21 protein-coding genes are annotated in these 25,373 nt (G+C 50.2%); 9 read left to right on the top strand and 12 right to left on the bottom strand.

Annotated features, from left to right (window positions below; genetic code table 11):
* Positions 1–13: 13 nt before the first annotated feature.
* From arcC to BZJ21_RS04750, 4 genes are all read left to right on the top strand, one after another.
* Entirely contained in the window at positions 14–976 is a 963-nt protein-coding gene (gene arcC / locus BZJ21_RS04765; RefSeq protein WP_021023407.1) for a carbamate kinase, read from the top strand.
* Positions 977–1,003: 27 nt separating this feature from the next.
* Positions 1,004–2,008: an ornithine carbamoyltransferase gene (gene argF / locus BZJ21_RS04760; RefSeq protein ID WP_077459922.1), complete on the top strand. Its 1,005-nt coding sequence runs from the start codon at positions 1,004–1,006 to the stop codon at positions 2,006–2,008.
* A gap of 170 nt (positions 2,009–2,178) precedes the next feature.
* A complete protein-coding gene (locus tag BZJ21_RS04755) occupies positions 2,179–2,667 on the top strand; it encodes an arginine repressor (protein WP_021023405.1) in 489 nt (162 codons plus the stop codon).
* Positions 2,668–2,733: 66 nt separating this feature from the next.
* Positions 2,734–3,126, top strand: coding sequence for a RidA family protein (locus tag BZJ21_RS04750; protein WP_077459924.1), 393 nt, complete (start codon positions 2,734–2,736; stop codon positions 3,124–3,126).
* Positions 3,127–3,180: 54 nt separating this feature from the next.
* Here the strand turns inward: BZJ21_RS04750 and idi are convergent, their stop codons facing one another.
* From idi to nudF, 8 genes are all read right to left on the bottom strand, one after another.
* Positions 3,181–3,747, bottom strand: coding sequence for an isopentenyl-diphosphate Delta-isomerase (gene idi / locus BZJ21_RS04745; protein ID WP_077669251.1), 567 nt, complete (start codon positions 3,745–3,747; stop codon positions 3,181–3,183).
* Positions 3,748–3,761: 14 nt separating this feature from the next.
* Entirely contained in the window at positions 3,762–4,496 is a 735-nt protein-coding gene (locus BZJ21_RS04740) for a 1-acylglycerol-3-phosphate O-acyltransferase (RefSeq protein WP_077669250.1), read from the bottom strand.
* Positions 4,497–4,594: 98 nt separating this feature from the next.
* Positions 4,595–6,844 carry a DNA topoisomerase IV subunit A gene (gene parC, locus BZJ21_RS04735; RefSeq protein ID WP_077669249.1) on the bottom strand — a complete coding sequence of 750 codons (2,250 nt, stop codon included), beginning with the start codon at positions 6,842–6,844 and terminating at the stop codon, positions 4,595–4,597.
* 25 nt (positions 6,845–6,869) lie between these two features.
* Positions 6,870–8,762, bottom strand: coding sequence for a DNA topoisomerase IV subunit B (parE, locus tag BZJ21_RS04730; protein ID WP_021023400.1), 1,893 nt, complete (start codon positions 8,760–8,762; stop codon positions 6,870–6,872).
* A 210-nt stretch (positions 8,763–8,972) separates the two neighbouring features.
* The gene (gene yqiA / locus BZJ21_RS04725) at positions 8,973–9,551 is read right to left on the bottom strand and encodes an esterase YqiA (RefSeq protein WP_077669248.1); all 579 of its coding nucleotides are present in this window, start codon (positions 9,549–9,551) and stop codon (positions 8,973–8,975) included.
* A gap of 5 nt (positions 9,552–9,556) precedes the next feature.
* Positions 9,557–10,381 (bottom strand): 3',5'-cyclic-AMP phosphodiesterase, encoded by an 825-nt coding sequence (gene cpdA, locus BZJ21_RS04720; RefSeq protein WP_077669247.1) that lies wholly within the window; start codon positions 10,379–10,381, stop codon positions 9,557–9,559.
* A 22-nt stretch (positions 10,382–10,403) separates the two neighbouring features.
* On the bottom strand, positions 10,404–10,850 hold the full coding sequence (locus tag BZJ21_RS04715; RefSeq protein ID WP_108743185.1) for a DUF1249 family protein: 447 nt from the start codon (positions 10,848–10,850) through the stop codon (positions 10,404–10,406).
* Between the two features lie 55 nt (positions 10,851–10,905).
* Positions 10,906–11,532: an ADP-ribose diphosphatase gene (gene nudF / locus BZJ21_RS04710; protein ID WP_077669246.1), complete on the bottom strand. Its 627-nt coding sequence runs from the start codon at positions 11,530–11,532 to the stop codon at positions 10,906–10,908.
* A 231-nt stretch (positions 11,533–11,763) separates the two neighbouring features.
* Here nudF and tolC point away from each other — a divergent pair, with 231 nt between their 5' ends.
* Positions 11,764–13,077 (top strand): outer membrane channel protein TolC, encoded by a 1,314-nt coding sequence (tolC, locus tag BZJ21_RS04705; RefSeq protein ID WP_021023395.1) that lies wholly within the window; start codon positions 11,764–11,766, stop codon positions 13,075–13,077.
* 147 nt (positions 13,078–13,224) lie between these two features.
* Here the strand turns inward: tolC and hldE are convergent, their stop codons facing one another.
* The gene (hldE, locus tag BZJ21_RS04700; RefSeq protein WP_077669245.1) at positions 13,225–14,652 is read right to left on the bottom strand and encodes a bifunctional D-glycero-beta-D-manno-heptose-7-phosphate kinase/D-glycero-beta-D-manno-heptose 1-phosphate adenylyltransferase HldE; all 1,428 of its coding nucleotides are present in this window, start codon (positions 14,650–14,652) and stop codon (positions 13,225–13,227) included.
* 197 nt (positions 14,653–14,849) lie between these two features.
* Here hldE and lpxL point away from each other — a divergent pair, with 197 nt between their 5' ends.
* Entirely contained in the window at positions 14,850–15,770 is a 921-nt protein-coding gene (gene lpxL / locus BZJ21_RS04695) for an LpxL/LpxP family Kdo(2)-lipid IV(A) lauroyl/palmitoleoyl acyltransferase (RefSeq protein ID WP_077669244.1), read from the top strand.
* A 22-nt stretch (positions 15,771–15,792) separates the two neighbouring features.
* On the opposite strand, the gene glnE is transcribed toward lpxL, so the two are convergent.
* From glnE to BZJ21_RS04680, 3 genes are all read right to left on the bottom strand, one after another.
* Positions 15,793–18,651, bottom strand: coding sequence for a bifunctional [glutamate--ammonia ligase]-adenylyl-L-tyrosine phosphorylase/[glutamate--ammonia-ligase] adenylyltransferase (glnE, locus tag BZJ21_RS04690; protein WP_077669243.1), 2,859 nt, complete (start codon positions 18,649–18,651; stop codon positions 15,793–15,795).
* A gap of 97 nt (positions 18,652–18,748) precedes the next feature.
* Entirely contained in the window at positions 18,749–20,350 is a 1,602-nt protein-coding gene (locus BZJ21_RS04685; protein WP_077669242.1) for a methyl-accepting chemotaxis protein, read from the bottom strand.
* A 372-nt stretch (positions 20,351–20,722) separates the two neighbouring features.
* Entirely contained in the window at positions 20,723–22,246 is a 1,524-nt protein-coding gene (locus BZJ21_RS04680; protein ID WP_077669241.1) for a CYTH and CHAD domain-containing protein, read from the bottom strand.
* A gap of 224 nt (positions 22,247–22,470) precedes the next feature.
* Between BZJ21_RS04680 and BZJ21_RS04675 the strand changes: the two genes are divergently transcribed.
* The 3 genes from BZJ21_RS04675 (at position 22,471) to BZJ21_RS04665 (ending at position 25,178) form a co-directional block, all read left to right on the top strand.
* The gene (locus tag BZJ21_RS04675) at positions 22,471–23,151 is read left to right on the top strand and encodes a TIGR00153 family protein (protein ID WP_077660493.1); all 681 of its coding nucleotides are present in this window, start codon (positions 22,471–22,473) and stop codon (positions 23,149–23,151) included.
* 28 nt (positions 23,152–23,179) lie between these two features.
* Positions 23,180–24,436: an inorganic phosphate transporter gene (locus BZJ21_RS04670; RefSeq protein WP_077576469.1), complete on the top strand. Its 1,257-nt coding sequence runs from the start codon at positions 23,180–23,182 to the stop codon at positions 24,434–24,436.
* 127 nt (positions 24,437–24,563) lie between these two features.
* Positions 24,564–25,178: a TIGR04211 family SH3 domain-containing protein gene (locus BZJ21_RS04665; RefSeq protein ID WP_077576470.1), complete on the top strand. Its 615-nt coding sequence runs from the start codon at positions 24,564–24,566 to the stop codon at positions 25,176–25,178.
* Positions 25,179–25,373: the final 195 nt, after the last annotated feature.

Raw genomic sequence — 25,373 nt, 5'->3', positions numbered from 1 at the left:
AGAGAGTATGATTATGAATAAACCCACTGTCGTGGTTGCATTAGGTGGCAACGCCCTCCTGCGTCGAGGCGAACCTTTAGAAGCCGACATTCAACGTGCCAATATCGCCAAAGCGGCAAAAACCATCGCGGCGATTGGTGAGCAATATAACGTCGTTCTGGTTCATGGCAATGGCCCACAAGTCGGCTTATTGGCACTGCAAGGGTTAGAGTATAAATCTGTGACCCCTTATCCGTTGGATGTGCTCGGCTCTGAAACCCAAGGCATGATTGGCTACATGCTGATGCAAGAGCTACATAACTTAGCACCGGATCAACATGTGTCTTGTATGCTCACGCAAATGACGGTTGATCCCAAGGATCCGGCATTTGCCAATCCGACCAAACCGATTGGCCCCGTGTATGACCAACAAGAAGCGAATCAGCTTGCTGACAAATATGGCTGGGATATCAAACCGGATGGCCAATATTTCCGTCGGGTGGTACCTAGCCCGCAACCCACTGGCATTATTGAGGATGATGCCATTGCCAGCTTGATCAAACAGGGGCATTTAGTGATTTGTACCGGTGGTGGCGGTATCCCAGTCATTAAAGAAGGTGATCAACTCAAAGGCATTGAAGCGGTGATTGATAAAGACATGTCAGCCGCATTCTTAGCCCGCCAAATCAATGCCGACGCTCTGCTGATTTTGACCGATGCCGAGGCGGTGTATCTCGACTATGGTCAACCCAATCAACGGGCCATCGCCGAGACAACGCCCGAGGATCTAAGCCAATACACCTTCGATGCAGGCTCAATGGGGCCTAAAATTGATGCCTCGTGCGAATTTGTGCGCCAAGGTGGAAAACTGGTTGGCATCGGCGCTTTAGAAGATGGTTTAGCGATTCTAGCCGGTCAGGCGGGCACGCGTATTCGTCCACATTCAGTGAATAAAAACAATATTTCTCACGGCCAACCTGCTCCTGCACAAGCCTGAGACCAATAACGAAGAGGATTTCCTATTATGGCTTTTAACCTACGCAACCGTAACTTTCTGAAACTACTGGACTTCACGCCTCGTGAGATCCAACACTTTATCGACATGGCTATTGAACTCAAAAAAGCCAAATACAACGGTTATGAAACGCCGCGTCTAAAAGGTAAGAACATTGCTCTGATCTTCGAAAAAGCCTCAACACGCACCCGCTGTGCCTTTGAAACCGCTGCGTTCGACCAAGGCGGCCAAGTCAGCTACATCGGCCCAACCGGCTCTCAAATTGGTCATAAAGAGTCGATGAAAGACACCGCTCGCGTACTCGGCCGCATGTATGACGGTATTGAATACCGTGGCTTTGGACAAGACATTGTCGAAGAGCTCGGTGAGTTTGCCGGGGTACCTGTATGGAATGGCCTGACCACCGAGTTTCACCCTACACAAATCTTAGCCGATTTAATGACCATGCTCGAACATGGCCGTGGTAAGCAGCTTCATGAAATGCGCTTTGCTTATCTAGGCGATGCTCGCAACAACATGGGAAACTCCCTGATGGTCGGTGCAGCGAAAATGGGGATGGATATTCGCTTGGTTGCACCAAAAGCATTCTGGCCGGAAGACGCATTGGTGACACAATGCCGTGAAATTGCAGAGCAAACCGGCGCGCGCATTACGCTCACCGAAGACGTACAAGAAGGCGTTAAAGATTGTGATTTCTTGTATACCGACGTCTGGGTTTCCATGGGCGAGTCTAAAGAGGCTTGGGACGAGCGCGTCGCGATGATGAAACCCTATCAAGTCAATATGGATGTAGTGAAAGCAACCGGTAATCCACATGTAAAATTCATGCATTGCTTGCCCGCGTTCCATAATAACGAAACCACCGTCGGCGCCGAAATAGAACAAAAATACGGCCTAAAAGGGCTAGAAGTCACCGAAGATGTGTTTGAGTCAGACTGCTCTATCGTTTTTGACGAAGCAGAAAATCGCTTACACACCATCAAAGCGGTGATGGTCGCCACCCTCGGCGATTAATCCCCTAACAGGGCGTCACACGGCGCCCTGCTTCTCCTCTTGATACCACGCAGTGACACGCATCAAGGTTTCCCTTTACCGCAACTGATAGCATATGCGATTGAATCGCTAATCATCAGTTTTATCTACTGATATTAAAGTAAAGTGCCGTTAATTATAAGGGGTTGCCCGTGGTTGATGATGCAATTCTATCGGTAACAGCCGCCACACCAGAGGACGATATCCTTTCAACGTGCCGGCATTTACTCCAAACCCAAAGCTTTACTACCCAAGATGCTGTGCGTCAGCAACTGGTGGATCTTGGCTATCTTGATGTCAGCCAATCGACTGTCTCTCGGTTATTATCCAAGCTGGGGGTCGCCAAAGTGCCCAATGCGCATGGACAAAAAGTCTATACGCTGAGTGGCGAGATGGAGCCTGTGTATGCGATCTCTTCGGTTGGATCACAAATTGACGCGATCACCTGTAGCCACGCCATGGTGGTGGTAAAAACACATCCAGGCGGAGCCCAACTGATTGCACGCTTAATCGATCTTCACCGGCACCCCTTAATTTTAGGCACGGTAGGCGGCAACGACACCATTTTGGTCGCCCCTCGCCGCTTAAGCGATCTCAGTGCCTGCGAGCAAGTGGTCCGTGATCGCCTTGCCCCCGTGTAAACGGCTTTACCTGGCTGGATAACCGTTGCAGACTATAGGTGTTGCGTTTTAACAAAGGAATAGACAATGATCCAAGTACTGCAAACTGAACAGGCGCCAGAAGCGATCGGTCCTTATTCACAAGGGGTTGATCTTGGCAATATGATCCTTACTTCTGGCCAAATCCCGGTTAACCCGGTAACTGGACAGATTTCACCAGAAATTACAGCGCAAGCACGCCAGTCGCTGGATAATGTTAAAGCGGTTGTCGAAGCGGCAGGACTGAAAGTGAACGATATTGCTAAGCTCACTGTGTTTGTGAAAAACATGGAAGACTTTGCCGATATCAACAAAGTGTATGGTGCATTCTTTGACGAGCACGGGGTAGAAAACTATCCAGCACGTTCGTGTGTTGAAGTGGCACGCCTGCCTAAAGATGTTGATATTGAAATTGAAGCCATCGCAGTACGTAGCGCTTAAAGAAGAAAAGCGGCGTCGACGACGCCGCTTAATTATCACGCAGCCAATCTCGGTTTATATCTGCGAGGCGGTTGGCAACTCAACCATCGCATGAATCCGGGTCAGTACCTGCTCAAACCATGCGGTAAATCGCTCAGGGCTCTCTGCGACTGCCTGCCTAACCTCACTTTCCAGCCACCAGCGACAATCTTCTACCTCATCTGGGTTTAAGATCATATCGACGCGATTCACCTCACAGGCAATGACTTGATCCAACTCGTGTTCAATCAACCCATTGCCCAGTTCTGCGCGATATTCAAACCAAGGTCCCATCATAAAGTTGAGCGGACGCGCAATACCTAACTCTTCGTATAGACGCCGCTTTGCCGCTGCGGCAATCGGTTCATCCTGTTTGGGGTGTGAACAACAGGTGTTAGTCCACAACCCGCCACTGTGATATTTATCTGCCGCCCGACGTTGGAGTAGATACTCACGTTCCCCATTGGCGTTGCATCGAAATAACATAACGGAGAAGGCCATATGCAGCCATCCTTGCTGATGCGCCTCCAACTTTTCAGCGATCCCTTGTGGTTCACCATTAGGTGAGACCAACACAACATGGTGGCGCTGGGTTGAAGTCATAAGTGAATCCTCAATTAGCGGTCGCGTTGATTACGTTCCGCAACTTCTGCATCAAGCTGTTCTAACTTGCTTTTCATCACTTGGTGGCAGTGTTTAGCAAGCGCACGAACATTGTCTTTATCGTAGCTCTCAGATGAAATCGGTGCCATCACTTCAACAATCACATGACCATTGTTCCAACGATTGGCTTTTAAATGATGCGTTGAGCTGCATACGATCGGGATCAAAGGCACGTTGGCACCGATTGCGGCGTGAAACGCGCCGGTTTTAAAAGGCAATAACCCACGCCCGCGAGAACGTGTCCCCTCTGGGAATAACCATACGCTCAGTTGCTTGGCACGGATCTTTTCCGTCACCTGCGCAATGGTCCCCATCGCTTTACTGCGGTTCGCTCGATCAATCAATACGTTGCCGGTTAGCCAATAAAGCTGGCCAAAAATCGGTACCCACAAGAGGCTTTTTTTACCAACGGTGACCGCGCCAGGCATTAATGCATTGGATAAGGTCACCATATCCCAGTTACTTTGGTGGTTGGCAATACAAACACTGGCACCGGGCTCGCGCGGTGCGCCTTCGGCAAAACGCAGTTCCAAGCGAATCCCAAATAAACAAGAGAGGCGCCCAAACCATTTACTGATATGATAGCAATTACGGGGGTTACGGGGGCTTAATAAGCAGTAAAGCCCGCCAAAGACAAACAGCAACACAGCGGCAATTAATAATGCCAGCAGTCGCACGACAAAAATCATTTCTCTCTCCAAAGAGCCAGCCTAGAAGGCGAGTCAGTATACGGATTCAGCACAAAAATGCACCCACGCCGCCCTTAATCACAAGGGCGGACGTTGTGTTATTCATCAGTGAGAATGTCTATCTCATCGACGCGCTGAAGGCCTCGAGGCAGCATACTCCCTCGACGACCACGTTCGCCACGATAATGGGCTAAATCGTCTGGCTTTAACGTTAATTTCCGTTTACCTGCGTGCAGAGTAATCCCTACATCGTCGGGCACAACGTAGAGCTGACTTAACACTTCTTCACGCGATTTCGCGCGTGCGCCAGGGATATTAATGATTTTATTGCCTTTGCCTTTGCTCAACTGGGGAAGTTCATGCACAGGAAAGACCAGCATTCGCCCTTCATTAGAAATAGCCACAATCAAATCCGTTTCTAGCTGGCTGATTTGACGAGGCGGCATCACCTCTGCATGCGTGGGCACCGTTAACAAGGCTTTGCCGCTGCGGTTTTTTGACAGCATATCGGCTTGTTTACACACAAAGCCATAGCCCGCATCGGAAGCCATCAGCATAAACTGGTTTTCATCTGCCATGAGTACATGACGAATCGATGATCCTGGCGTGATATTAATTCGACCCGTAATCGGCTCGCCTTGGCTTCGTGCTGACGGCAAGGTATGCGATTCGATCGCATAACTGCGCCCATCTGATCCCAAGAACACCGCAGGTTGATTACTCTTACCCGGTGCGGCATCGAGGAATTGATCCCCGGCTTTGTAATTTAGGCTGCTGGCATCAACATCATGGCCTTTGGCATGACGAATCCAACCTTTGTCAGATAACACCACAGTGATGGGCTCACTGGGGACTAAATCACGTTCCGTTAACGCTTTGGCCTCGGCACGCTCGATCAAAGGAGAACGGCGGTCGTCACCATATTTTTCTGCATCCGCTAGGATTTCTTTTTTGATCAAGGTGTTTAACCGACGATCTGATCCCAGCAATGTTTCGAGTTTGTCGCGCTCTTTGCTCAGCTCATCTTGCTCACCGCGAATTTTAATCTCTTCTAACTTGGCCAACTGGCGCAACTTGATCTCAAGAATGGCTTCGGCCTGTTTCTCACTCAAACCGAAGCGCTGAATCAACTCCGCCTTTGGCTCATCTTCACTGCGGATGATCTCAATCACCTCGTCAATATTGAGGTAAGCGGCGAGTAAGCCCTCCAAAATATGCAGGCGAGCGAGCACTTTTTCCAAGCGATGCTCAAGGCGACGTCTTACGGTTTGGCGTCGGAAGGTTAACCATTCAGACAAAATGCCGTGTAAGCCTTTGACCTGCGGCCGACCGTCCAGGCCAATCATATTGAGGTTAACGCGATAGCTTTTCTCTAAATCGGTCGAAGCGAATAAGTGATCCATCAGCTGATCACAGTCAACACGATTCGAGCGCGGAACGATGACAATACGCGTTGGATTTTCATGATCCGATTCATCGCGTAAATCATCCACCATCGGCAGCTTTTTCGCTCGCATCTGATTGGCAATTTGCTCTAATAATTTGGCACCAGAGACTTGATGCGGCAACGCTGTGATCACAATTTCATTGCTTTCTTTATGCCACAAGGCGCGCATCTTGATGGATCCGCGTCCGCTGGTATAGAGCTTTTTCAAATCTGATTTTGGCGTGATCACTTCAGCTTCGGTCGGATAGTCAGGGCCTTGAACATACTCAAGCACGCCGTCTAAATCCATACTGGGCTTATCAATCATCGCCGCCAGCGCATTGGCGAGTTCCCGGGCATTGTGCGGGGGAATGTCGGTGGCCATACCCACTGCAATCCCAGTAATACCGTTTAATAAAATATGCGGTAAACGTGCCGGTAAGGTCTTCGGCTCTTTCATGGTGCCATCAAAATTGGGGCCCCATTCAACCGTGCCCTGGCCAAGCTCTTGCAGCAACACTTCTGAAAAGCGTGAAAGACGTGATTCGGTATACCGCATCGCAGCAAAGGATTTAGGATCGTCCGGTGCGCCCCAGTTCCCTTGCCCATCAACCAGTGGGTAGCGATAAGAAAACGGCTGCGCCATTAACACCATGGCTTCATAGCAAGCCGCATCCCCGTGGGGGTGGTATTTACCCAACACATCGCCAACGGTACGGGCCGATTTTTTATACTTTGCGGAGGCGGAAAGCCCCAACTCGGACATCGCGTAAATAATCCGGCGCTGCACTGGCTTTAAGCCATCGCCGATAAACGGCAGTGCGCGATCCATGATGACGTACATCGAGTAATTGAGGTAAGCGTCCTCAGTGAACTGGCGAAGGGCAAGCTGCTCTACGCCATCATAAGTCACCTCTGTCATGCGAATAAGATCCCGTTATAGTTATTTAAATATCGATAAGTTCGGCCATATCGCCTTTTTGCTGCAGCCAATGGCGGCGATCTTCCGCTCGCTTTTTCCCCAGCAACATATCCATCAACTGTTGCGTTTGCTCTTCGTCATCGATAGTAAGCTGTACCAAGCGCCGAGTATTGGGGTCCATGGTGGTCTCACGCAGTTGTAAGGGATTCATTTCCCCTAACCCTTTGAAACGTTGAACATTGATCTTGCCGCGCTTATTACTTAAACGCTCCAAGATCCCGGCCTTTTCATCCTCGTCCAAGGCATAAAAGACCTCTTTTCCACAATCAATCCGGTACAAAGGCGGCATCGCGACATAAACGTGGCCACCTCTGACCAACGCGTGAAAATGTTGCATAAATAATGCGCATAGAAGGGTCGCAATATGCAGGCCATCTGAGTCCGCATCGGCCAAGATACAAATTTTATCGTAACGCAGGTGAGATAAATCGCTCGAGTCCGGATCGATCCCCAGCGCGACCGAAATATCGTGTACTTCTTGCGAGGCGAGTACTTGGTCTGCTGAGACTTCCCAGGTATTCAGGATTTTTCCTCGAAGCGGCATCACCGCCTGGAATTCTCGATCGCGCGCTTGTTTGGCCGACCCGCCTGCAGAATCCCCTTCGACCAAAAAGAGCTCGGTACGACTGGAATCTTGCATGGCACAATCCGTTAACTTGCCAGGTAATGCAGGGCCAGACGCCACTTTTTTACGCACCACTTTCTTGGCAGCACGCATCCGTCGATGGGCGCTGGCGATACAGACTTCTGCCAAGCGCTCAGCCAAATGCGGGCGCTCATTAAGCCAAAGGCTGAACGCATCTTTTACCACGCCAGAGACAAACGCCGCACATTGGCGCGATGACAAGCGCTCTTTGGTTTGTCCGGCAAATTGCGGGTCTTGAATTTTAACCGAGAGCACGTAGGCACAACGCTCCCAAATATCGTCCGCGGTCAGCTTGACTCCGCGAGGCAATAGGTTGCGAAATTCACAAAACTCCCGCATTGCTTCCAACATACCTTGTCGTAAGCCATTAACGTGGGTACCGCCCTGTGGGGTTGGAATTAAATTCACATAACTTTCGGTGGTTAACTCTCCCCCATCTGGGAGCCAAATCACTGCCCAATCAGCGGCTTCACTTTGGCCACTAAATTCACCGATAAAAGGCGTCTCGGGCAGTACCTCATAACCTTTCACACTGTGTGCTAAGTAGTCTTTGAGCCCGTCTTCATAGCACCAAGTAATGGTTTCATTGGTGTTTTTATCCGTCAGGTTCACCGTCAAGCCCGGACACAATACAGCCTTGGCTTTTAAAATGGTTTTCAAGCGCGTAAGCGAGAACTTGTCCGAATCAAAAAATTGGCTATCGGGCCAAAAATGAACGCGGGTACCTCGATTACGGCGTCCACATGTTCCGGTGACAGTCAAGTCTTGTACTTTATCGCCATTTTCGAACGCGATGTCATACACCTGACCGTCGCGTTTAACGCTGATCTCGACCCGATGAGACAAAGCGTTAACAACCGAAATACCCACCCCATGCAGGCCGCCACTAAACTGGTAGCTTTTATTGGAAAACTTACCGCCAGCATGGAGTTTACATAAAATCAGTTCGACCCCAGAGACGCCCTCTTCTGGGTGGATATCAACCGGCATCCCTCGCCCATCATCAATCACCTCTAATGACTGATCTGCATGAAGAATGACATCAATTTTACTGGCGTGACCGGCTAGCGCTTCATCGACACTATTATCGATCACTTCTTGCCCCAAATGGTTGGGACGGCTGGTATCTGTGTACATACCCGGACGTCGGCGCACTGGCTCGAGCCCATTGAGGACTTCTATCGATCCTGCGTTATAGTTTTGTTCTGTCATAATCGATTAGCTTAATAAATGTGATGACATGGTCAGCAAGGGGGATCCGCTTGTCAAGCGCGACCCCAGATTGCCACGAGTTTCTGTGAACTGCCATCCGAGTCATAGTTGGCTTAAGTATCCGCTTAGCAGAGCGCTTTGGCAGATAAACATGGGTGGACAAGGCATTGGTCAAAGCATGAGTGGACAAGCATTGGCGTGGTAAGCAGATTAGACGCCGAGAAATTGCAGTATCTCCTCGCAATAGCGTTCAAAGCCAATAAAACTATGATCGCCATGAGGCTCAACGGTCTGTTTGCTCGCGTTAAATTTCTCCACCGCCTGACGGTAATCTAATACTTCATCACCCATTTGTTGTAATAACCAAAAGCGAGAAGGCTCAGACAGCGTGGGCACATCAAGCTCACGCAGGGCGAGAATATCAGCGGCATCCAAGTAGTAATGTTCTTGGGTATAAGGGTTAACCTGCTCGCCAATATAGTCTTGCAATAACTCATAAGGGCGAACTGCAGGGTTCACCAGTACAGCAGGCAATTGATAACGTTCACTCAACCAAGTGGCGAGGAATCCCCCTAATGAGCTTCCGACCAATCCAAGTTGATGCGTTTCCCTGTAGGCCTCTACCCGTTCAGAAAGTAAATCGATAGTCGGCGCGGGATGGCTAGGGAGTTGCGGGACCAATACATCAATATCAGGCCGGTAACGATGGCAAAACTCACGCATTTGCGTGGCTTTTAATGAGTGTGGCGAGCTATTAAAGCCATGTAAGTAAAGTAACGCAGATGCCATGTTGATTAATACCCGCTCGAGTCAAAGTCAGGACGGAAGTAACGTCCGGTGACACGTTCAACTTGCGTGTCAATGTGTCCGTCAGGATAAAGCGTCAGCCAGCGCCAACCCGGGTTTTGGTTATCGAGGGCAAAATCATGCGAATCGGGCATAAACTGGATACAGGTTGAAGGCGCTGCCATCACACGCGCGCCTTGATGACGAATATCTAACGCCTGATGAATATGGCCACACACCACCACTTTCGCTTGAGGATGGCGAGCCATAATCTGCCAAAACGCCTCTCGATTGACCAGTTTATGCTGATCAAGCCAAGTGCTTCCTGCCTCCAAAGGATGGTGATGCAATAGCACGAGCGCGTGTCGCTCTGGATAAGCACTTAAATCCGCATCTAAGCGTTTGAGTTGATCGTGAGATAATTCACCGTGCGGCACACCCGCGACCTGGCTGTCGAGCAAGATCATTTGCCAGTGATCCCCTAATAAGACCTGCGAACGGGCCATCAAGGTGTTCGAGTGCAGCACCGCGCGCATTTCAGGCTGAAAGTCATGGTTGCCTGGCAGCCAAAAGCAAGGCTGCTTCCAGCGCTGAATCCCGTCGACAAAACGACGATATGACAATGCAGAGTGATCTTGCGATAAATCGCCCGTGGCAATAATGGCATCAAAAGGCTTAGATGTCGCACTGATTGCCTCTAACACGGCGTGATAGCTTTGAAGTGTGTTGATACCCAGCAAACTGCCCTGCTCATCGGCGAACAGGTGCGTGTCGGTAATTTGCAAGAGACGAATGCAATCGCCGTGGGCGTTATCTATCTGACAAGGCTGCAACGTTGAAAGTACCTTTGCTGGTTTAGTTTAACGATGATTTATACATAGGATTAGACGCGCTAATGCCACGACGCAAACAATGGCCGAGCCAATCCGATAAAAATGCATTCACTTGATGCTTTTCATCACGCTGATGCATGCGCGGATTTGGGTAATCATAACGTGGTTTCAAGCGCGAAATCTGCTGCGTGGTACACACTTCCGCCACGCGTGCATCATGATACAAGCGTACAGTCAGGTTAGCATGTAAATACGAAGGTGCGTCTCCTGGACTAAGCTGTGCGATATCAAGCAAGGTGGTATAACGCGTCGACTCGCGGACCGCCAGCGCATATTCCTGACCATGAATATCGTATCGGCAGACGCGACCTACCTCATCCGGCTGTGGCATCAGACGAACAAGCTTGGCGTAATTGGTTTCATAAAGGCGCATCATCGCCAATAAGTCGACACGATAATTAGTTTTCACGGGTACCTACTTGTTATTCGAGCCTGCGCAATGCGTACACGATCGGTTATCGGTTTTAACGATTATAACTCTGACGCAATCTCGCCGCATTGAGTTCCAACCATTGTAAAGCAATGATCGAGGCTGCATTCTCAATTTCACCATCGACCACTTTTTGATACGCCTGCTCACGAGAAAAACGATGAACAAGAATGTCTTCATTCTCACTGTCTAGGCCATGAATCCCCTCGGCATCACTCGCATCCACAATGGCAACAAATACATCGAGTTGCTCAGAGCACCCACCGGAGCTGGATAAATAACGGGTGACATGTTCCATTTGCTGCAACAACAATCCAGCTTCTTCTCGCGCTTCACGGTGTGCCACTTGCTCTGGTGATTCATCGCTATCGATCATGCCCGCGACAATTTCTAACTGCCACGGCGTCGCACCTGCTGCCATCGCCCCGACGCGGATTTGCTCAAGCATGACCACCTCATCTCGCCCTGGATCATACGGCAGTACCGCGACGGCGTGTCCACGCTCAAATAGCTCTCGTACCACCGCACCGCTCCAGCCGCCCTGAAATAGACGATGACGAAACTGATAGCGTTGAATAGAAAAGAAGCCTTGATAAAGTGGTGAGATATCTTCAATCACGATATCGTCGCGACCAAATTGTCCGGGCGGATGGTCTGACATGCTAGCTCCTTATGATAGGCTGTCGCGGCGCAGTCTTATCACTGGCCCTGATTCACTGCAAACTTTAAACTTAACTTTTTTGATAAAAGTTACAACTATTTTTAAGTCCCATTTACAAATTGGATAGTTTACACTCAATGTCCTCACAAATTGTCAGTTTCACGCAAGCATAATTGCGTTAAGCTAGTAACTGTATATTTATCGAATAGCACAGATTCAGGGATTCTATCTATGAAAAAATTGCTCCCTCTGGCGTTAGGTTTGGCACTCGGCAGCGTAAGCAATGCAGCCTTTGCCGATGATCTCGCCCAAATTTACCAACAAGCGAAGCAAAGCGATCCCACTCTTAATCAAGCGGCCGCTGAACGTGACGCGGCGTTTTCCGCCGTGGATGCTACCCGCGGCACCTTGCTGCCTCAAATTGCACTTAACGCCAGTTACGCTATCCAACGCAATGATAGCGACGATAAAAGTGATAACGATGTCACTTCCGCCGATATCAGCCTTAGCCAACAAGTATTTAAGCGTGATAGCTGGGTGAATCTAGATATTAGCGAAATGCAAGCGCGTCAACTGGATGCCGCCTATGCTGCCCAGCAACAAGGGTTAATGCTGCGCGTGGCGCAAGCGTATTTTGATGTCCTACGTGCGATGGACAAGCTTGAGTTTATTCAAGCAGAAAAAGCGGCGGTGGGCCGTCAGCTTGAGCAAACCAAGCAACGTTTTGAAGTTGGCTTGTCAGCGATTACCGATGTGCACGACGCTCAAGCGCAGTATGACGCTGTGCTCGCCGATGAGATCTTGGCAGAAAACGCCCTCACCAACAGCTATGAAGGCTTACGTGAGATCACCGGCCAAGCGCCGAGAGACTTACGCGTGCTCGATAAAGCGCGTTTTAGTGCCAGCAACCCGCAACAGCAACCCGCTGCTTTGGTGAAAACCGCAGAAGAGAAAAATCTGCAACTGCTGGCCAACCGCATTGCGCGTGACACCGCCAAAGAGCAGATTAAGCTCGCCAAAACCGGTCATCTGCCTACGTTGACGTTTAGCGCCAAATACGGGATGACGGATAGGGATAATCAGCACAATGATGCTTATTCCACTGATTACAATCAAGGCTCTGCCAGCCTTGATTTTAGCTTACCGCTCTTCACCGGTGGCAGCACCTCTGCCAATGTTGAAAAAGCACAACATGAATATGTGGCCGCCTCGCAGGGGTTAGAGTCCACTTACCGGAGCACAGTGAAAGATGTGCGTGCGTTCTATAACGACATTAATGCTTCGATTGGCGCGCTGCGTGCTTATGAACAAACGGTGATTTCAGCTCGCTCTGCATTAGAAGCGACAGAAGCCGGCTTTGAAGTGGGCACCCGTACCATTGTCGATGTGTTAGACGCGACACGCCGTTTGTATGACGCCAACCGTAATCTATCAAACGCACGTTACGATTACATTTTAAGTCATTTGCGTTTACACCAAGCGGTCGGCACCTTGACCGAGCAAGACTTACTTGATATCAACCAAGGGCTGGTGAAACAAGACTAGTCCATGCGTTGAATAAAAAAGGTGCCACATCGGCACCTTTTTTTGATCGCATGATCTTTTTATCGCACTATCTTTTTATCGCATTATCCCAGCTGGCTCGTCTGGCCGTTGCGCTGGTCGCTGACCTTATTCAAAACGGGGACAAGGTTATTGCCCGCGACGAATCGATTCAATGATCTCAGTCGTTGAGCATCCTTCTTCGAAGTTAAGCACCTTGACCTCACCGCCATTGGCAAGCACCGCTTCAGCTCCGGCTATTTCACTGACCTGATAGTCGCCGCCTTTCACCAATAAATCCGGTAACACCGCACTAATCAGGCGCGCAGGCGTTTCTTCGCCAAAGGGTACCACCCAATCCACAGCGCCAAGCCCCGCCAAGACTGCCATGCGTCGATCGGTGGGATTAACCGGACGGCCTGGTCCTTTTAAACCTTGTACCGACGCATCAGTATTAACCGCGACAATCAGGCGATCGCCCAATTTAGCGGCTTCGTTTAAATAGGCAACATGACCGGCGTGCAAAATATCAAAGCAGCCATTGGTCATCACCACTTTCTCACCCCGTCCTTGCGCCACCTTAACCGCGTCGATCAGTTGCGATTCTGTGGTGACCCCAAAGCCGGATTCGTGCGAGCCGTGTATGGCTTCGGTTAACTCAATGGTTGATAGCGTTGAGGTGCCGAGCTTGCCGACCACCACACCGGCAGCGGCATTGGCCAGTGCACATGCGTGTTCGATCGGTTTGCCAGCAGCTAATGAGGCCGCCAGCACCGAAATAACGGTATCGCCAGCGCCGGTGACGTCATAGACCTCTTTGGCCAGCGTCGGCAAGTTAAGTGGGGCAGCATCAGGACGAAGCAGGGTCATACCATGCTCACTACGGGTAACCAACAACGCGCCCAATTCATAGTGTTTAATCAGCGCTAAGCCTTTTTCTTCCAAGCTTTGATCGTCTGTCACCGTGCCAGCCACGGCTTCAAATTCACTCAGGTTTGGCGTCAGCAGACTGGCGCCACGATAGCGCTCAAAGTCCGTCCCTTTGGGATCCACCAAGGTGGTCACGCCGGCTTGATTCGCGGCTTGGATCAATGATTGCACCTGCGCCAATGCACCTTTGGCATAATCCGATAAGATCATCGCCTGCGCCTTGGGTAAGGCGGCTGTCACTTTTACGAGCATCGGGGTGAGATCCACGCCCGCAAATCCCTCTTCGAAATCGAGCCGGATCAGCTGCTGATTGCGGCTCATCACCCGTAACTTAGTGATGGTTGGATGCGAGTCCAGCGCCACAAAGTCACAATTGACGTTTAAAGAATCCAGGGTTTGGGTTAACGCATCCGCTTGTTCGTCCTTGCCTGTCAAACCAATTAACTGGGTATGTCCCCCTAAAGCAGCGATGTTCATCGCCACGTTGGCAGCCCCACCAGGGCGCTCTTCCGTTTGATTGATTTTGACCACGGGCACGGGCGCCTCTGGTGATATACGTCCGGTGGGGCCATACCAATAGCGGTCAAGCATCACATCACCGACAACCAGAACATTGGCTTGGTTATAATCAGGCAGGCTGAGTTTCATCTAGATCTCCGAATACTGTCGTTACCGAGCGATAGTAGCATAGCCAAAAACCAAATGGGGCGCGTACAGGCGTGCGCTGCGCACAATCTCAACATCCATCGGGCAGACAAGCACGGGACAGCCCCTGCAATTTACTCTACAATGTGGCGCCTGCCTGACGGCTGGTTTCATTTTTGTTTTCACGAGTCATTGACACTATGAGCGATTTTTCACCGCCTAAATTTCAAATTGGATTTCTTCACCCTCGCTATCTTCACACTTGGCTCGGTGTGGGGCTGATGTACCTAGCCAGCTGGCTTCCCTATCGCGTTCAGTTTTACGCGGGGCGCGGATTAGGTCGACTGATGCATACGCTGATGAAACGGCGTGTGAAGATCGCCGATCGTAATCTGGCGTTGTGTTTTCCTGAAATGAGCCCCGCCTCGCGCCAAGCAATGGTGAAAGAAAACTTCGCCAACTCTGGCTTAGCCCTTTTTGAAACCTGTATGGCATGGTTTTGGCCCTCTTGGCGTATCAAAAAGCATATGGTGTTTGAGGGGATAGACAAACTGAAACACTTAGAAAGTCAGGGGCAAGGGGTACTCGTTATCGCTGTGCACTCGATGAACTTAGAGTTGGGTGCGCGAGCCTTAGGTGAGGTCACTCCTGGCGTGGGTGTGTACCGTCCTAACAATAACCCTGTTTATGATTGGTTCCAGCACCGCGGCCGGACGCGACACAATGGCGCCATCGACAGGAAAGACGTTAAAACCATGATTCATCATCTCAAGCAAGGCGATAGGATGTGGTATGCACCGGATCATGACTATGGGCGACGCCGTTCTACCTTTGCGCCATTATTCGCCGTTGAGAAAGCGTGTACGACCACAGGAACGAGCTTACTCGCACACGCAGGCCACGCCGCCGTGGTGCCGTTTTCGATTGTGAGAGATCGACGCGGTGGTCAGTACCGGATAACCATCCATTCTCCGCTGCAGGACTTTCCCAAGGACGCCGATGCGGCTGCCGTTGTCACCAATCGCGCGGTTGAGCAGTTAATCCTACAAGCGCCGGAGCAATATATGTGGTTACACCGACGCTTTAAAACACGCCCTGAGGGCGAGCCATCGCTTTATTGAGCATCGCACGCGGATCGCTGATTTACGACGCCTTTTCTGTCGCTAGCCATTGTTGCCAAGCTTGCATCACGGCATCGCGTTCGTCGAGGAATGCACTGGCTTCGACCTTGCCACTCTCTCCGGCCAAGTGGCTACGATGCAATGCATTGCGCATGCGGGTATACGCCGATTTCAGGCGCTCCGCTTGTGCCATCGTCATCACGCCAAGCTCGCCTGCTTGCTCAAAAATGCGTGCGTTATCGCTGTAACGGGTTAACGCAGGTTGTGTGGCACTGTTGCCGAGCACCAGGTATTGCGCTAAGAACTCGATATCCGTGATCCCACCAGCGTCTTGTTTGATGGAGAAGGTATCGTTTTGCCCTGTCGCTTTATGCTGCCGCATTTTTTCACGCATACCACTGACTTGCTCGCGCAATATGTCCTGATCGCGCGAGGCCGATAAAATGCGATGCCGCACCTGTGCAAAGCCAGACTCAAGGTCGGGGTCGCCGTCGATCATCCGCGCGCGAACTAACGCTTGGTGCTCCCACGTCCAGGCTTCGTTTTGTTGGTAATCCGCGTAGGCCTCTAACGTGCTCACCAGCATCCCTGAGGTACCTGATGGGCGAAGGCGCGTGTCGATTTCATACAAAATCCCAGACGGAGTGCGGGTGGAGAAAAGATGCACAATGCGCTGCGCCAAACGCAGATAAAATTGCCGGCCATCAATCACTTTTCGCCCATCAGTCTCAACATCCGCCGGGCAGTCATGGAGAAAAACCACGTCGAGATCGGAATTGTAACCCAGCTCCCAGCCTCCTAACTTGCCGTAACCAATCACGGCAAAGCCACGTCCCTCTCGCTCGCCTAAGTGTGTCGGTTGGCCATATTTTTCCACCATCTGGTGCCAGGCCTGATTGACCACCGCCTCTACAATCGCCTCGGCCAAGTAAGTCAAATGATCACTGACCCGCATCACCGGTAAGACACCGGCAATATCTGCGGCGGCAATTTTTAATAGTTGCACTTGCTTGAACTGACGTACGGCCTCCATCTGCTGCTCCATGTCCTCAACCGGGATCCGTGCCAGATAATCGCGCAATTCGCTGCGATACGCATCAGGCGCAAGAGGTTGATACAAGTGGGTCAGATCCAACAGCTCGTCGAGCAATAAGGGATAGCGTGCCAGCTTTTCCGCTACCATGGGACTGGCGGTACAAAGCCGAAGGACTTGATCAATCGCCCCCGGATGTTCATCTAATAACTCTAAATACGTTGTCCGAGTGGCAATATTTAATAATAAATGGGTAATGTGCGGCAGAACCTGTTGAGGCTCAGGCAAGGTTAATAATTTACTTAACAACACCGGCATCAGACGATTGATCACCTCACGGCCACGTGGGCCAACGGTCCGTTTCGCAAGCTCCTGCTTAAACGTTAATAATTGCTCAGCAATATTGGTCTCCGGCACATCCAACCCTGTGAGGATCAATTTAGCGTTGTCGACATCGCGCGCCATCGCCCATAGATCGTGATACTCACTATCAACATCCATGTCGTTATCTTGTTCATCTTCGCCAATTAAGCTAGAGAAAACCTGATTGACCGCCTGCATGTGCCGCGCGATCTCCGCGTGTAAACTCGCCCAATCTTTGCTCCCCATGGCGAAGGAGAGACGATCCCGATCAAGCGCGTTATCGGGCAAGGTCTGCGTTTGTTTGTCATCAATGGCCTGCAATAAGTTCTCGACCCGACGCAAATAGCAGTAGGCCGCTTTTAACTGACTGACTTCAGCGGCTGGCAGTAACTCCAGTTCTTCTATCGCATCCAAGGTTTCCAGTAAGCCACGTTGACGCAAGCTGGGCTCGCGCCCCCCGCGAATTAATTGGAAAGATTGTGCAATAAATTCAATTTCTCGAATGCCACCCGCACCCAGTTTAATATTGTCCGTCAGTCCACGCCGACGTACTTCTCGTTGAATTAACTGCTTCATCCGCCTTAAAGCTTGTATCGCGCTAAAATCGATATAGCGTCGAAAGACAAAAGGACGCAGCGTTTTCCTAAGTGTTTGATAACAATCGTATTGCTCTTTGCCCATCACCCGTGCTTTAACCATGGCGTAACGCTCCCAATCACGCCCTTGTTCTTGGTAGTAATCTTCCAAGGCAGAAAAGCTCATCACCAAAGGCCCACTGTCGCCAAATGGGCGTAATCGCATATCAACGCGATAGCAAAAACCATCGACGGTAGGCTGGTCGAGCGCTTTTATCAGCCTTTGACCCAGTCGCGTAAAGAATTGGGCATTGGCGATACTGCGCCTTGCTCCCTGAGTATCTCCATTTTCGGGATAGGTAAAAATCAAATCGATATCGGAAGAAAAATTGAGCTCACCGCCTCCCAATTTCCCCATCCCGAGGATCAGCATAGGCTGTGGGTCGCCATCTGGGCTCATTGGCGTGCCCCAATCATGGCAACAACGCTGATATAACCAGTGATAAGCACTGAGGATCTGCGCCTCAGCCAAGGCCGATAAATGCTGTAAACTCGCCTCCACAGGCCACTGCTGATGTATATCGCGCCAAGCAATCCACACAAGTTCACGTTGCCGACACAGACGTAATTGACGATGGAATTCATGCTCATCATTCACCGTCTCAAGCGCTGCCGTCAGTTCTGGCTGATAGCAGGCCTCGCGTGATACATCGCGGTGATGTTGATGAAGCCATTGCAACAATCCGTCAGTGTGCGTGAGCGCAGAGGCAATAAAATCGCTGCATACCAATGCCTTTTCCAGCTGGTCGCGGGCGGGTCCTTGCCATTGGTCAAGTGCTTGGGGGGCGAATTCAGCCAATTGTGTCCAATGTTGATTCAGGTTGGCGGAAAGGGAGTCAGACAGCACCATGGGCATTCCTTTTGATAATTCCTTCATTTGACACTAACAAAAACGGCTCACTAATGCAGTGAGCCGTTATCTTTATCGGGACGTGAAGGGACAACGATTACACTTTAAAGGCATCGATCTTATCTTTCAGTGACTGAGCACTCTGCTCGACCATTTCAGCCGTTTCATGCAGCTCGCTCGCCACCGTCACTGAGGCCTGAACCAAGTCTTTAACATTGGTGAGGTTTTGATTCATTTCACCGGCCACCGAGGCTTGTTGCTCTGCCGACGAGGCAATTTGGAAGTTCATATCATTCAATGATTGGATTTGAGTAACAATTTGCTCTAACTCGCCACCCGCCTGACTCACCGAGTCTACCCCGGCACTCGCCTCCGTCACACTGCGATCCATCAGTCCCACCGCTTTTTGTGCACTTTGCTGCAGTTGGGTGATCATATCTTGAATTTCAACCGTCGCTTCTTGGGTATGTTGTGCCAGCTTACGCACTTCATCCGCCACAACCGCAAAGCCGCGTCCTGTATCCCCCGCCCGGGCAGCTTCAATCGCGGCGTTAAGCGCCAATAGATTGGTTTGCTCTGAGATGCCTTGAATGGTCACCACCACAGTACCAATTTTCTCCACTTGCGCGTCGACCTGACCGACGACTTGTGATGACTCACTAATGTCATTTGACAGCGCATTGATGGTATTAATGGTGGTGCTAACATGCGCTTGGCCACTGCTGGCTTGCTGACTGGAGCTTTCAGTCGCTTTAGCTGCTTCTCGGGTATGCTCTGCGACCGTTTGCACGGTGGCGCTCATTTCACTCATGGCTGACGCCAGTTGATCCATTTCATCGAACTGCTCTTTCGACGATTCTTTGGTTTCCGACATGCTGATGGTCATGATCTCGGCCAGAGACGACAGATCGTCTGACGCTTGTCGCTGCGCTTGAATCACGTCGACCAATTGCCGACGAGACGTTTCCAGCTCGCGCGCAAGATCGCCAAACTCGTCTTGGCTATTCATTTCAATCGGCTCACTCAAATCGCGATTCGCCAACGCACGAATCCTGTCGGTCAGGTAGTTGATTTGGCGCAGCATGATGTTAGATCCACCCAGCAAGATCACCATAAAAGACACAATCATTACCGCAGTCTGCCACGCCACTTTGATGATATAATCTTGGTAATACGCTTGCGCTTCAGATGTGGGTTGCGAGGCCACTAACCACCAGTCGCTGTTGCCTACAGGCACGGCATACCCATGTCGTCCGCCATCATAGACGGTGTAACTGAACGGCTGTGACTGATTGAGAAAAAGCTCAGTAATATCAGCGCCTGAGGTGTCATCCGGCATACGCAATTGATCAAATTGTCGCATGGAGGGGTGCGCCCAAATCTGACGCGTCTCGCCATTGACTAAAAATAAATACGCGCCTTCACTGAACTCATTGTTCATGGTGTCGACCGTCTCTCGCATCAGACGCTCTCCGTCCGGTTGCTCGATTAATGTGCCAGTCATTGCGGCACTGGAACGGGCAAGTTCTTGGGTCTGGCTTAAGGTGAAATCAATGACGGATTGGCGAAATGTATTGGCGTCCCACATCTGCTTGCCGACCAAAATAATGGTACTAAATACCATAAGAATCACGAGTTTTGGAATCAAGCGCAGATTGGTAACGGGTTTTTCCCACGCATAGAAGGTATGTTTAGCCATAATCCTGAAAGCTCCATGACCGCTATCAAGCCAACTGAGTGACCCAAACAAACGGGCGATTATTGATACTAGGTGATGTTATATCGACAAACACCACGTTGGCTGAATCCTTGTTTACCGTATTTGTGAAATTTAACCAAAAACATTGCCCATAATGATAACTTAGTCAAATTATCATGTGACGCGTAAACCGTTTATAACGCAAAAACCACCAACATAGATTGATCTTGACTGGGTTTTTACCGAGTCAACGTCGAGACCAAAGGCGCCATGGCGATGCATACAGACACATCTTATTTGCATAATCGATTCGGCTAAAAAAAGCAGCCATCTGGCTGCTTCTACCTATTCTCTTACACTTTTTAGCGTCGCTTATTCTTGCCAATAAGGCGTGAGGCCTAAGCCTGTTTGGCGACTTTGCGTCATCGCATGAAAAAGTGATTCTTCTTTTCTCGCTAACCACTTTTCCGCTTGTTGCTTATCGTCGTCATCGTCAATCGCTGCAACTAAATCGCGTACTGGCTCAAGTAGCCGAAGTTCCTCTATACCTTGCAGTAAATCCAGCCAAGGCAGTCGAAACGCTTTACGGCGACTTTTATCAAAGAGTGACGCCAAGCAGGTCCCTAACACCAAGTTGCGTTGCAGACGTGGATACTGATCAAAATACTCATGCCTTGTCAGTGTCTTACTCTCGTCAAAGGCATCAAGGAGCTCATGCCAAGATTCAGGTAATGCCTTATCGGCCAGAGTTTGAATCGGTTGCGCTAATTTATCCGCTGCTTTTTCATCTAAAAACGGCTGCCAACCTTTAGAGAGAATCCAACGACTTAAATCAAGCAACAGATTGCAGTAGCGAGAGGTATGAAGTAACGCCACGATATCCTCGCGCTCCGGCAACTGAGCTTGCTCAGCTTTCAGCGTTTTGACCATCATTTTTCGGGCATTGAGTTTGCGCAGGTATTGGCCCTTATCTTCACACAAGCGTGCGTTCGCCCACGCATCATCCAGCCAAGCGAGTTCGCCATCAAACCATTGCAACTCTTGACGCAATAATGTGCTCGCTCGTCTCGGCAACACGCTGCCGAATAGAACGAAGGCTTGGCGGATCAGTAATACCGCGTAGCGAATTTCCTGCAGCGCATCGAGCGATTCTCGCTCTATGTAGATTTGTTCGTGGTAATGCCAGTGGCTGAGCGCGTGCTCAAGAATTCGAATGAGCGCTTTCTCTTGCGTATCGTCGGCGCTCAGTTTGACGATAGACAGCGCTTTGACCGGATCGCCTTGATAGCCAGTGGCTAAGCGGTAGCCTCGCGCGGCTTTACTCAAATTTCCCAGTCGCAGTCCTCCCTCATCGGCAAGGTTGCGCGCCAATGAAAATAAGGCGTCGGTTTGACCCGAAATAAGCTCTAACTCGACCTCAGAAATCACATCTTTATCACCGGCTTCGGTGGAGACTTCACCCTGATCGCTGGCTAACTCTATTTGACTCCCGTCGTCAGTGGCTAAGAGCCACTGTTGGCGGACAAAGTCGGTGGAAAAGAGCGGCTGAATCGACTGACTCAGTGCATCAATATTGACACTATCAGGCCATGCATCGACCGGGATCAAAGAAAGGTCGGGCTCAGGTCCATTAAGCTCAGCGTTGTATTCTGGGCGCTGATGCAGCCCAGCTACCACCCGGCCAGCGGTTTTGAGCGTTTGAATATAAACACCATCAAAACAACGCACACGCAAACCGATATCGTGTTCGCGTAGGGTAAAATCTGGCGTATCGAAGTAGATGTTGCCCAGCTCACGCTGGCTTTGCTGTAGCTGCTTTACACTGACAATCTTATCGCGGATGCGATGAGGAAAGTCAGAAGAGACAAAAAATTTGAGCTCTATCTCAGTGTCCATACGGGTACCTATAGCCAATTGCCTGACAAGGATATGAACAATTGATCTTGTCGGCAAGGACTATAACCACCAGTCTTGATCAAACGCACTGCGGCATAGATCACAAAAGCTGTTTCTTTAGCCAATGTTCTGCGCTACCATTCGCCGCTCCGATATACCATCGTTGAACGTTTAGCCTCCACTCTTTGCCCTTTGGGCGTGAGGCAACCAGGTAGATTACGGCTATGCCAGTCAATACAATTGTTGGGCTATTCGCAAAAAGCCCTATAAAACCTCTGCAACGCCACGTCAATCGTGTCAATGATTGCTGTGAGCTACTGATCCCGTTTTTCCATGCTTGCGAACAGCAAGATTGGGAAAAGGCGAATCAACTCCGTCACCAAATCTCTGAGATAGAGAAAGATGCTGACACCCTGAAGCGCAATATCCGACTCAAGTTGCCCCGCGGTTTGTTTATGCCCGTTGATCGGACGGACATGCTCGAGTTACTGACTCAGCAAGACAAATTGGCAAACTTATCCAAAGATATTGCCGGCCGAGTGATCGGCCGCCAGCTTCGTATGCCCCCAACAATGAATACCGCTTTCATTGCTTATGTACAACGGTGCCTAGATGCAGCCGCTCAAGCACGTCGGGTGATTAATGAGCTCGAAGAACTGCTTGAGACTGGATTTAAAGGACGCGAAGTCACCTTAGTGGCCGAAATGATTCATCAGTTGGATGTGATTGAAGATGATACTGACTCAATGCAAATCCAGCTTCGCCAGGCATTGATGGCGGTGGAACAGGAATACAATCCTGTCGACGTCATGTTCTTGTACAAAATCCTCGAGTGGGTCGGCGAAATTGCTGATCAAGCGCAACGTGTCGGTGCGCGCTTAGAGGTCATGCTTTCCCGTTCCTAACCGAGTGATGTAACAACAAGGTATTACAATGGAAATCCTGATGAATCACGGGACCATTCTTATTATGGTCGCCGCGGCTTTTGGTTTTTTAATGGCAATTGGTATTGGTGCCAATGATGTCGCCAACGCAATGGGCACGTCTGTGGGCTCTAAAGCGCTAACCATCAAGCAAGCCATTATTGTTGCCATGATTTTTGAATTTGCCGGCGCTTATTTAGCTGGCGGTGAAGTCACAGATACCATTAGAAAAGGTGTTATCGATACCAGTCTCTATGCCGATCAACCGTTAGAATTGGTCTTTGGCATGATGTCCGCTCTGCTCGCGGCGGGTACTTGGCTGCTCCTTGCCTCCTATATGGGCTGGCCAGTCTCCACCACCCATTCGATAATTGGCGCGATCATTGGCTTTGCTTGCCTATCGGTTGGCTCTGAGGCCGTCGATTGGCATACCGTCCAAGGTATCGTTGGCAGTTGGGTGATCACCCCCTTTATCTCCGGTCTTTTTGCCTACTTTATTTTTCTTAGCGCCCAGCGCCTCATTTTTGACACTGACCGCCCCGTACTCAATGCAAAACGTTTTGTCCCCATTTATATGTTCCTCACCGCGTTTATTATTGCGATGGTGACCATTAAAAAAGGGCTCAAGCATGTTGGCTTGCATTTGACCACGTTAGAGTCAGTCAGTGCGTCAATTGTCTTGTCTGCACTGGTGATGTTTTTTGGCGTGTATTATATCTCTCGAAAATATCGCGGCGATGAGAGCCAAGGCTTTCAAGGCGTTGAGCGGATATTCAGCTTACTCATGGTCGTCACGGCGTGTGCCATGGCCTTCGCGCATGGCTCAAACGACGTTGCCAATGCCATTGGTCCCCTTTCAGCGATTGTCGCGACCGTGCAAAACCTCGGTACTGTGGCAGAAAAAGCACACATTGCTTGGTGGATTCTTCCGATGGGCGGTGCCGGCATTGTCATCGGCCTTGCGACCTTGGGGCATCGTGTCATGGCGACAGTTGGCTCAGGAATAACAGAACTCACACCAAGCCGCGGATTTGCCGCGCAATTAGCCACCGCGAGCACAGTCGTTTTAGCCTCGGGAACAGGCTTACCGATTTCGACCACGCAAACATTAGTCGGTGGCGTTCTCGGCGTTGGATTTGCCAGAGGCATTGCCGCACTCAACCTCGGCGTGGTGCGCAATATTGTTGCCTCGTGGCTCATCACGCTTCCAGCAGGCGCTTTATTAGCTGTGATCTTTTACCAAGTAATGATCACCTTCTTTGCCTAACAGTCGGCAGCGATGTCAAATCACGGTTAAAAAAAGGGGGGCATGGCTCCCCTTTCTTTTTAGCCTATGGCACTATGCCTAGCAAAGCCGATGTGTCCCACACTGAATAATGCAAAGGACCCCAGACGTGAAACACCTGTATTCTGCTCTCATATTGCTATTCGTTCTCGTCACCGCGCCGCAAGCCATGGCGGAGAACTATATTTCTGATGAATTATTTACCTATATGCACTCTGGCCCTGGTACACAATATCGCATTATCGGCAGTGTTGATGCAGGCGATAAAATCACTGTACTCAAGCGCGACCAAAATGCGGGCTATTCGCAAATTGTCGATAGTCGCGGCCGTAAAGGCTGGGTGAAAAGTGACTTCGTCACCACTCAACCTGGCTTGAAAGAACGTGTACCTGCGCTTGAAGCCGAGCTCAAAAAAGTAAAAACAGCCTTATCGAGTGCACAGGATGATGCCAAAGCACAACAAAAAGGGTTGGTTGAGTCGCTTAAAAAGCGTAATGCGCAAATCGAGAAGCTAGAAACACACAGCAGCGAACTCAATAAAAAGCTGATTGATGCACAAAATGAAATTCGTGCTTTGCGTGCAAAAATTGATACGCAAAAAGATGACTTATTAATGCGCTGGTTCACCTACGGCGGCATGGTGGCCGGCGGCGGCTTACTGTTTGGCCTTGTGCTGCCACATCTTATCCCACGTAAGAAACGTCGCCGTGACGGCTGGGCATAATCAATCTCCGATAAATAGGCTGCGTTTGCAGCCTATTTTATTTAGATCGCCACGTTTATATCGTTTACGTTTTATCCCGCGTTTTTTCTATCCCGTCGTTGATGAGCAATCCCGTCGTTGATGAGCAACCCCATCTTTCGTTGGCTAGCTAACGATTAGCCATCCAACGGTAACCATTATCAGCACACGGTGGGC

Source organism: Salinivibrio costicola subsp. alcaliphilus, from assembly GCF_001996185.1.
GTDB classification, from domain to species: Bacteria; Pseudomonadota; Gammaproteobacteria; order Enterobacterales; family Vibrionaceae; genus Salinivibrio; species Salinivibrio costicola.
Note: the sequence above shows the minus strand (reverse complement) of the source record. Positions and strands in the feature narration are given on the sequence as shown.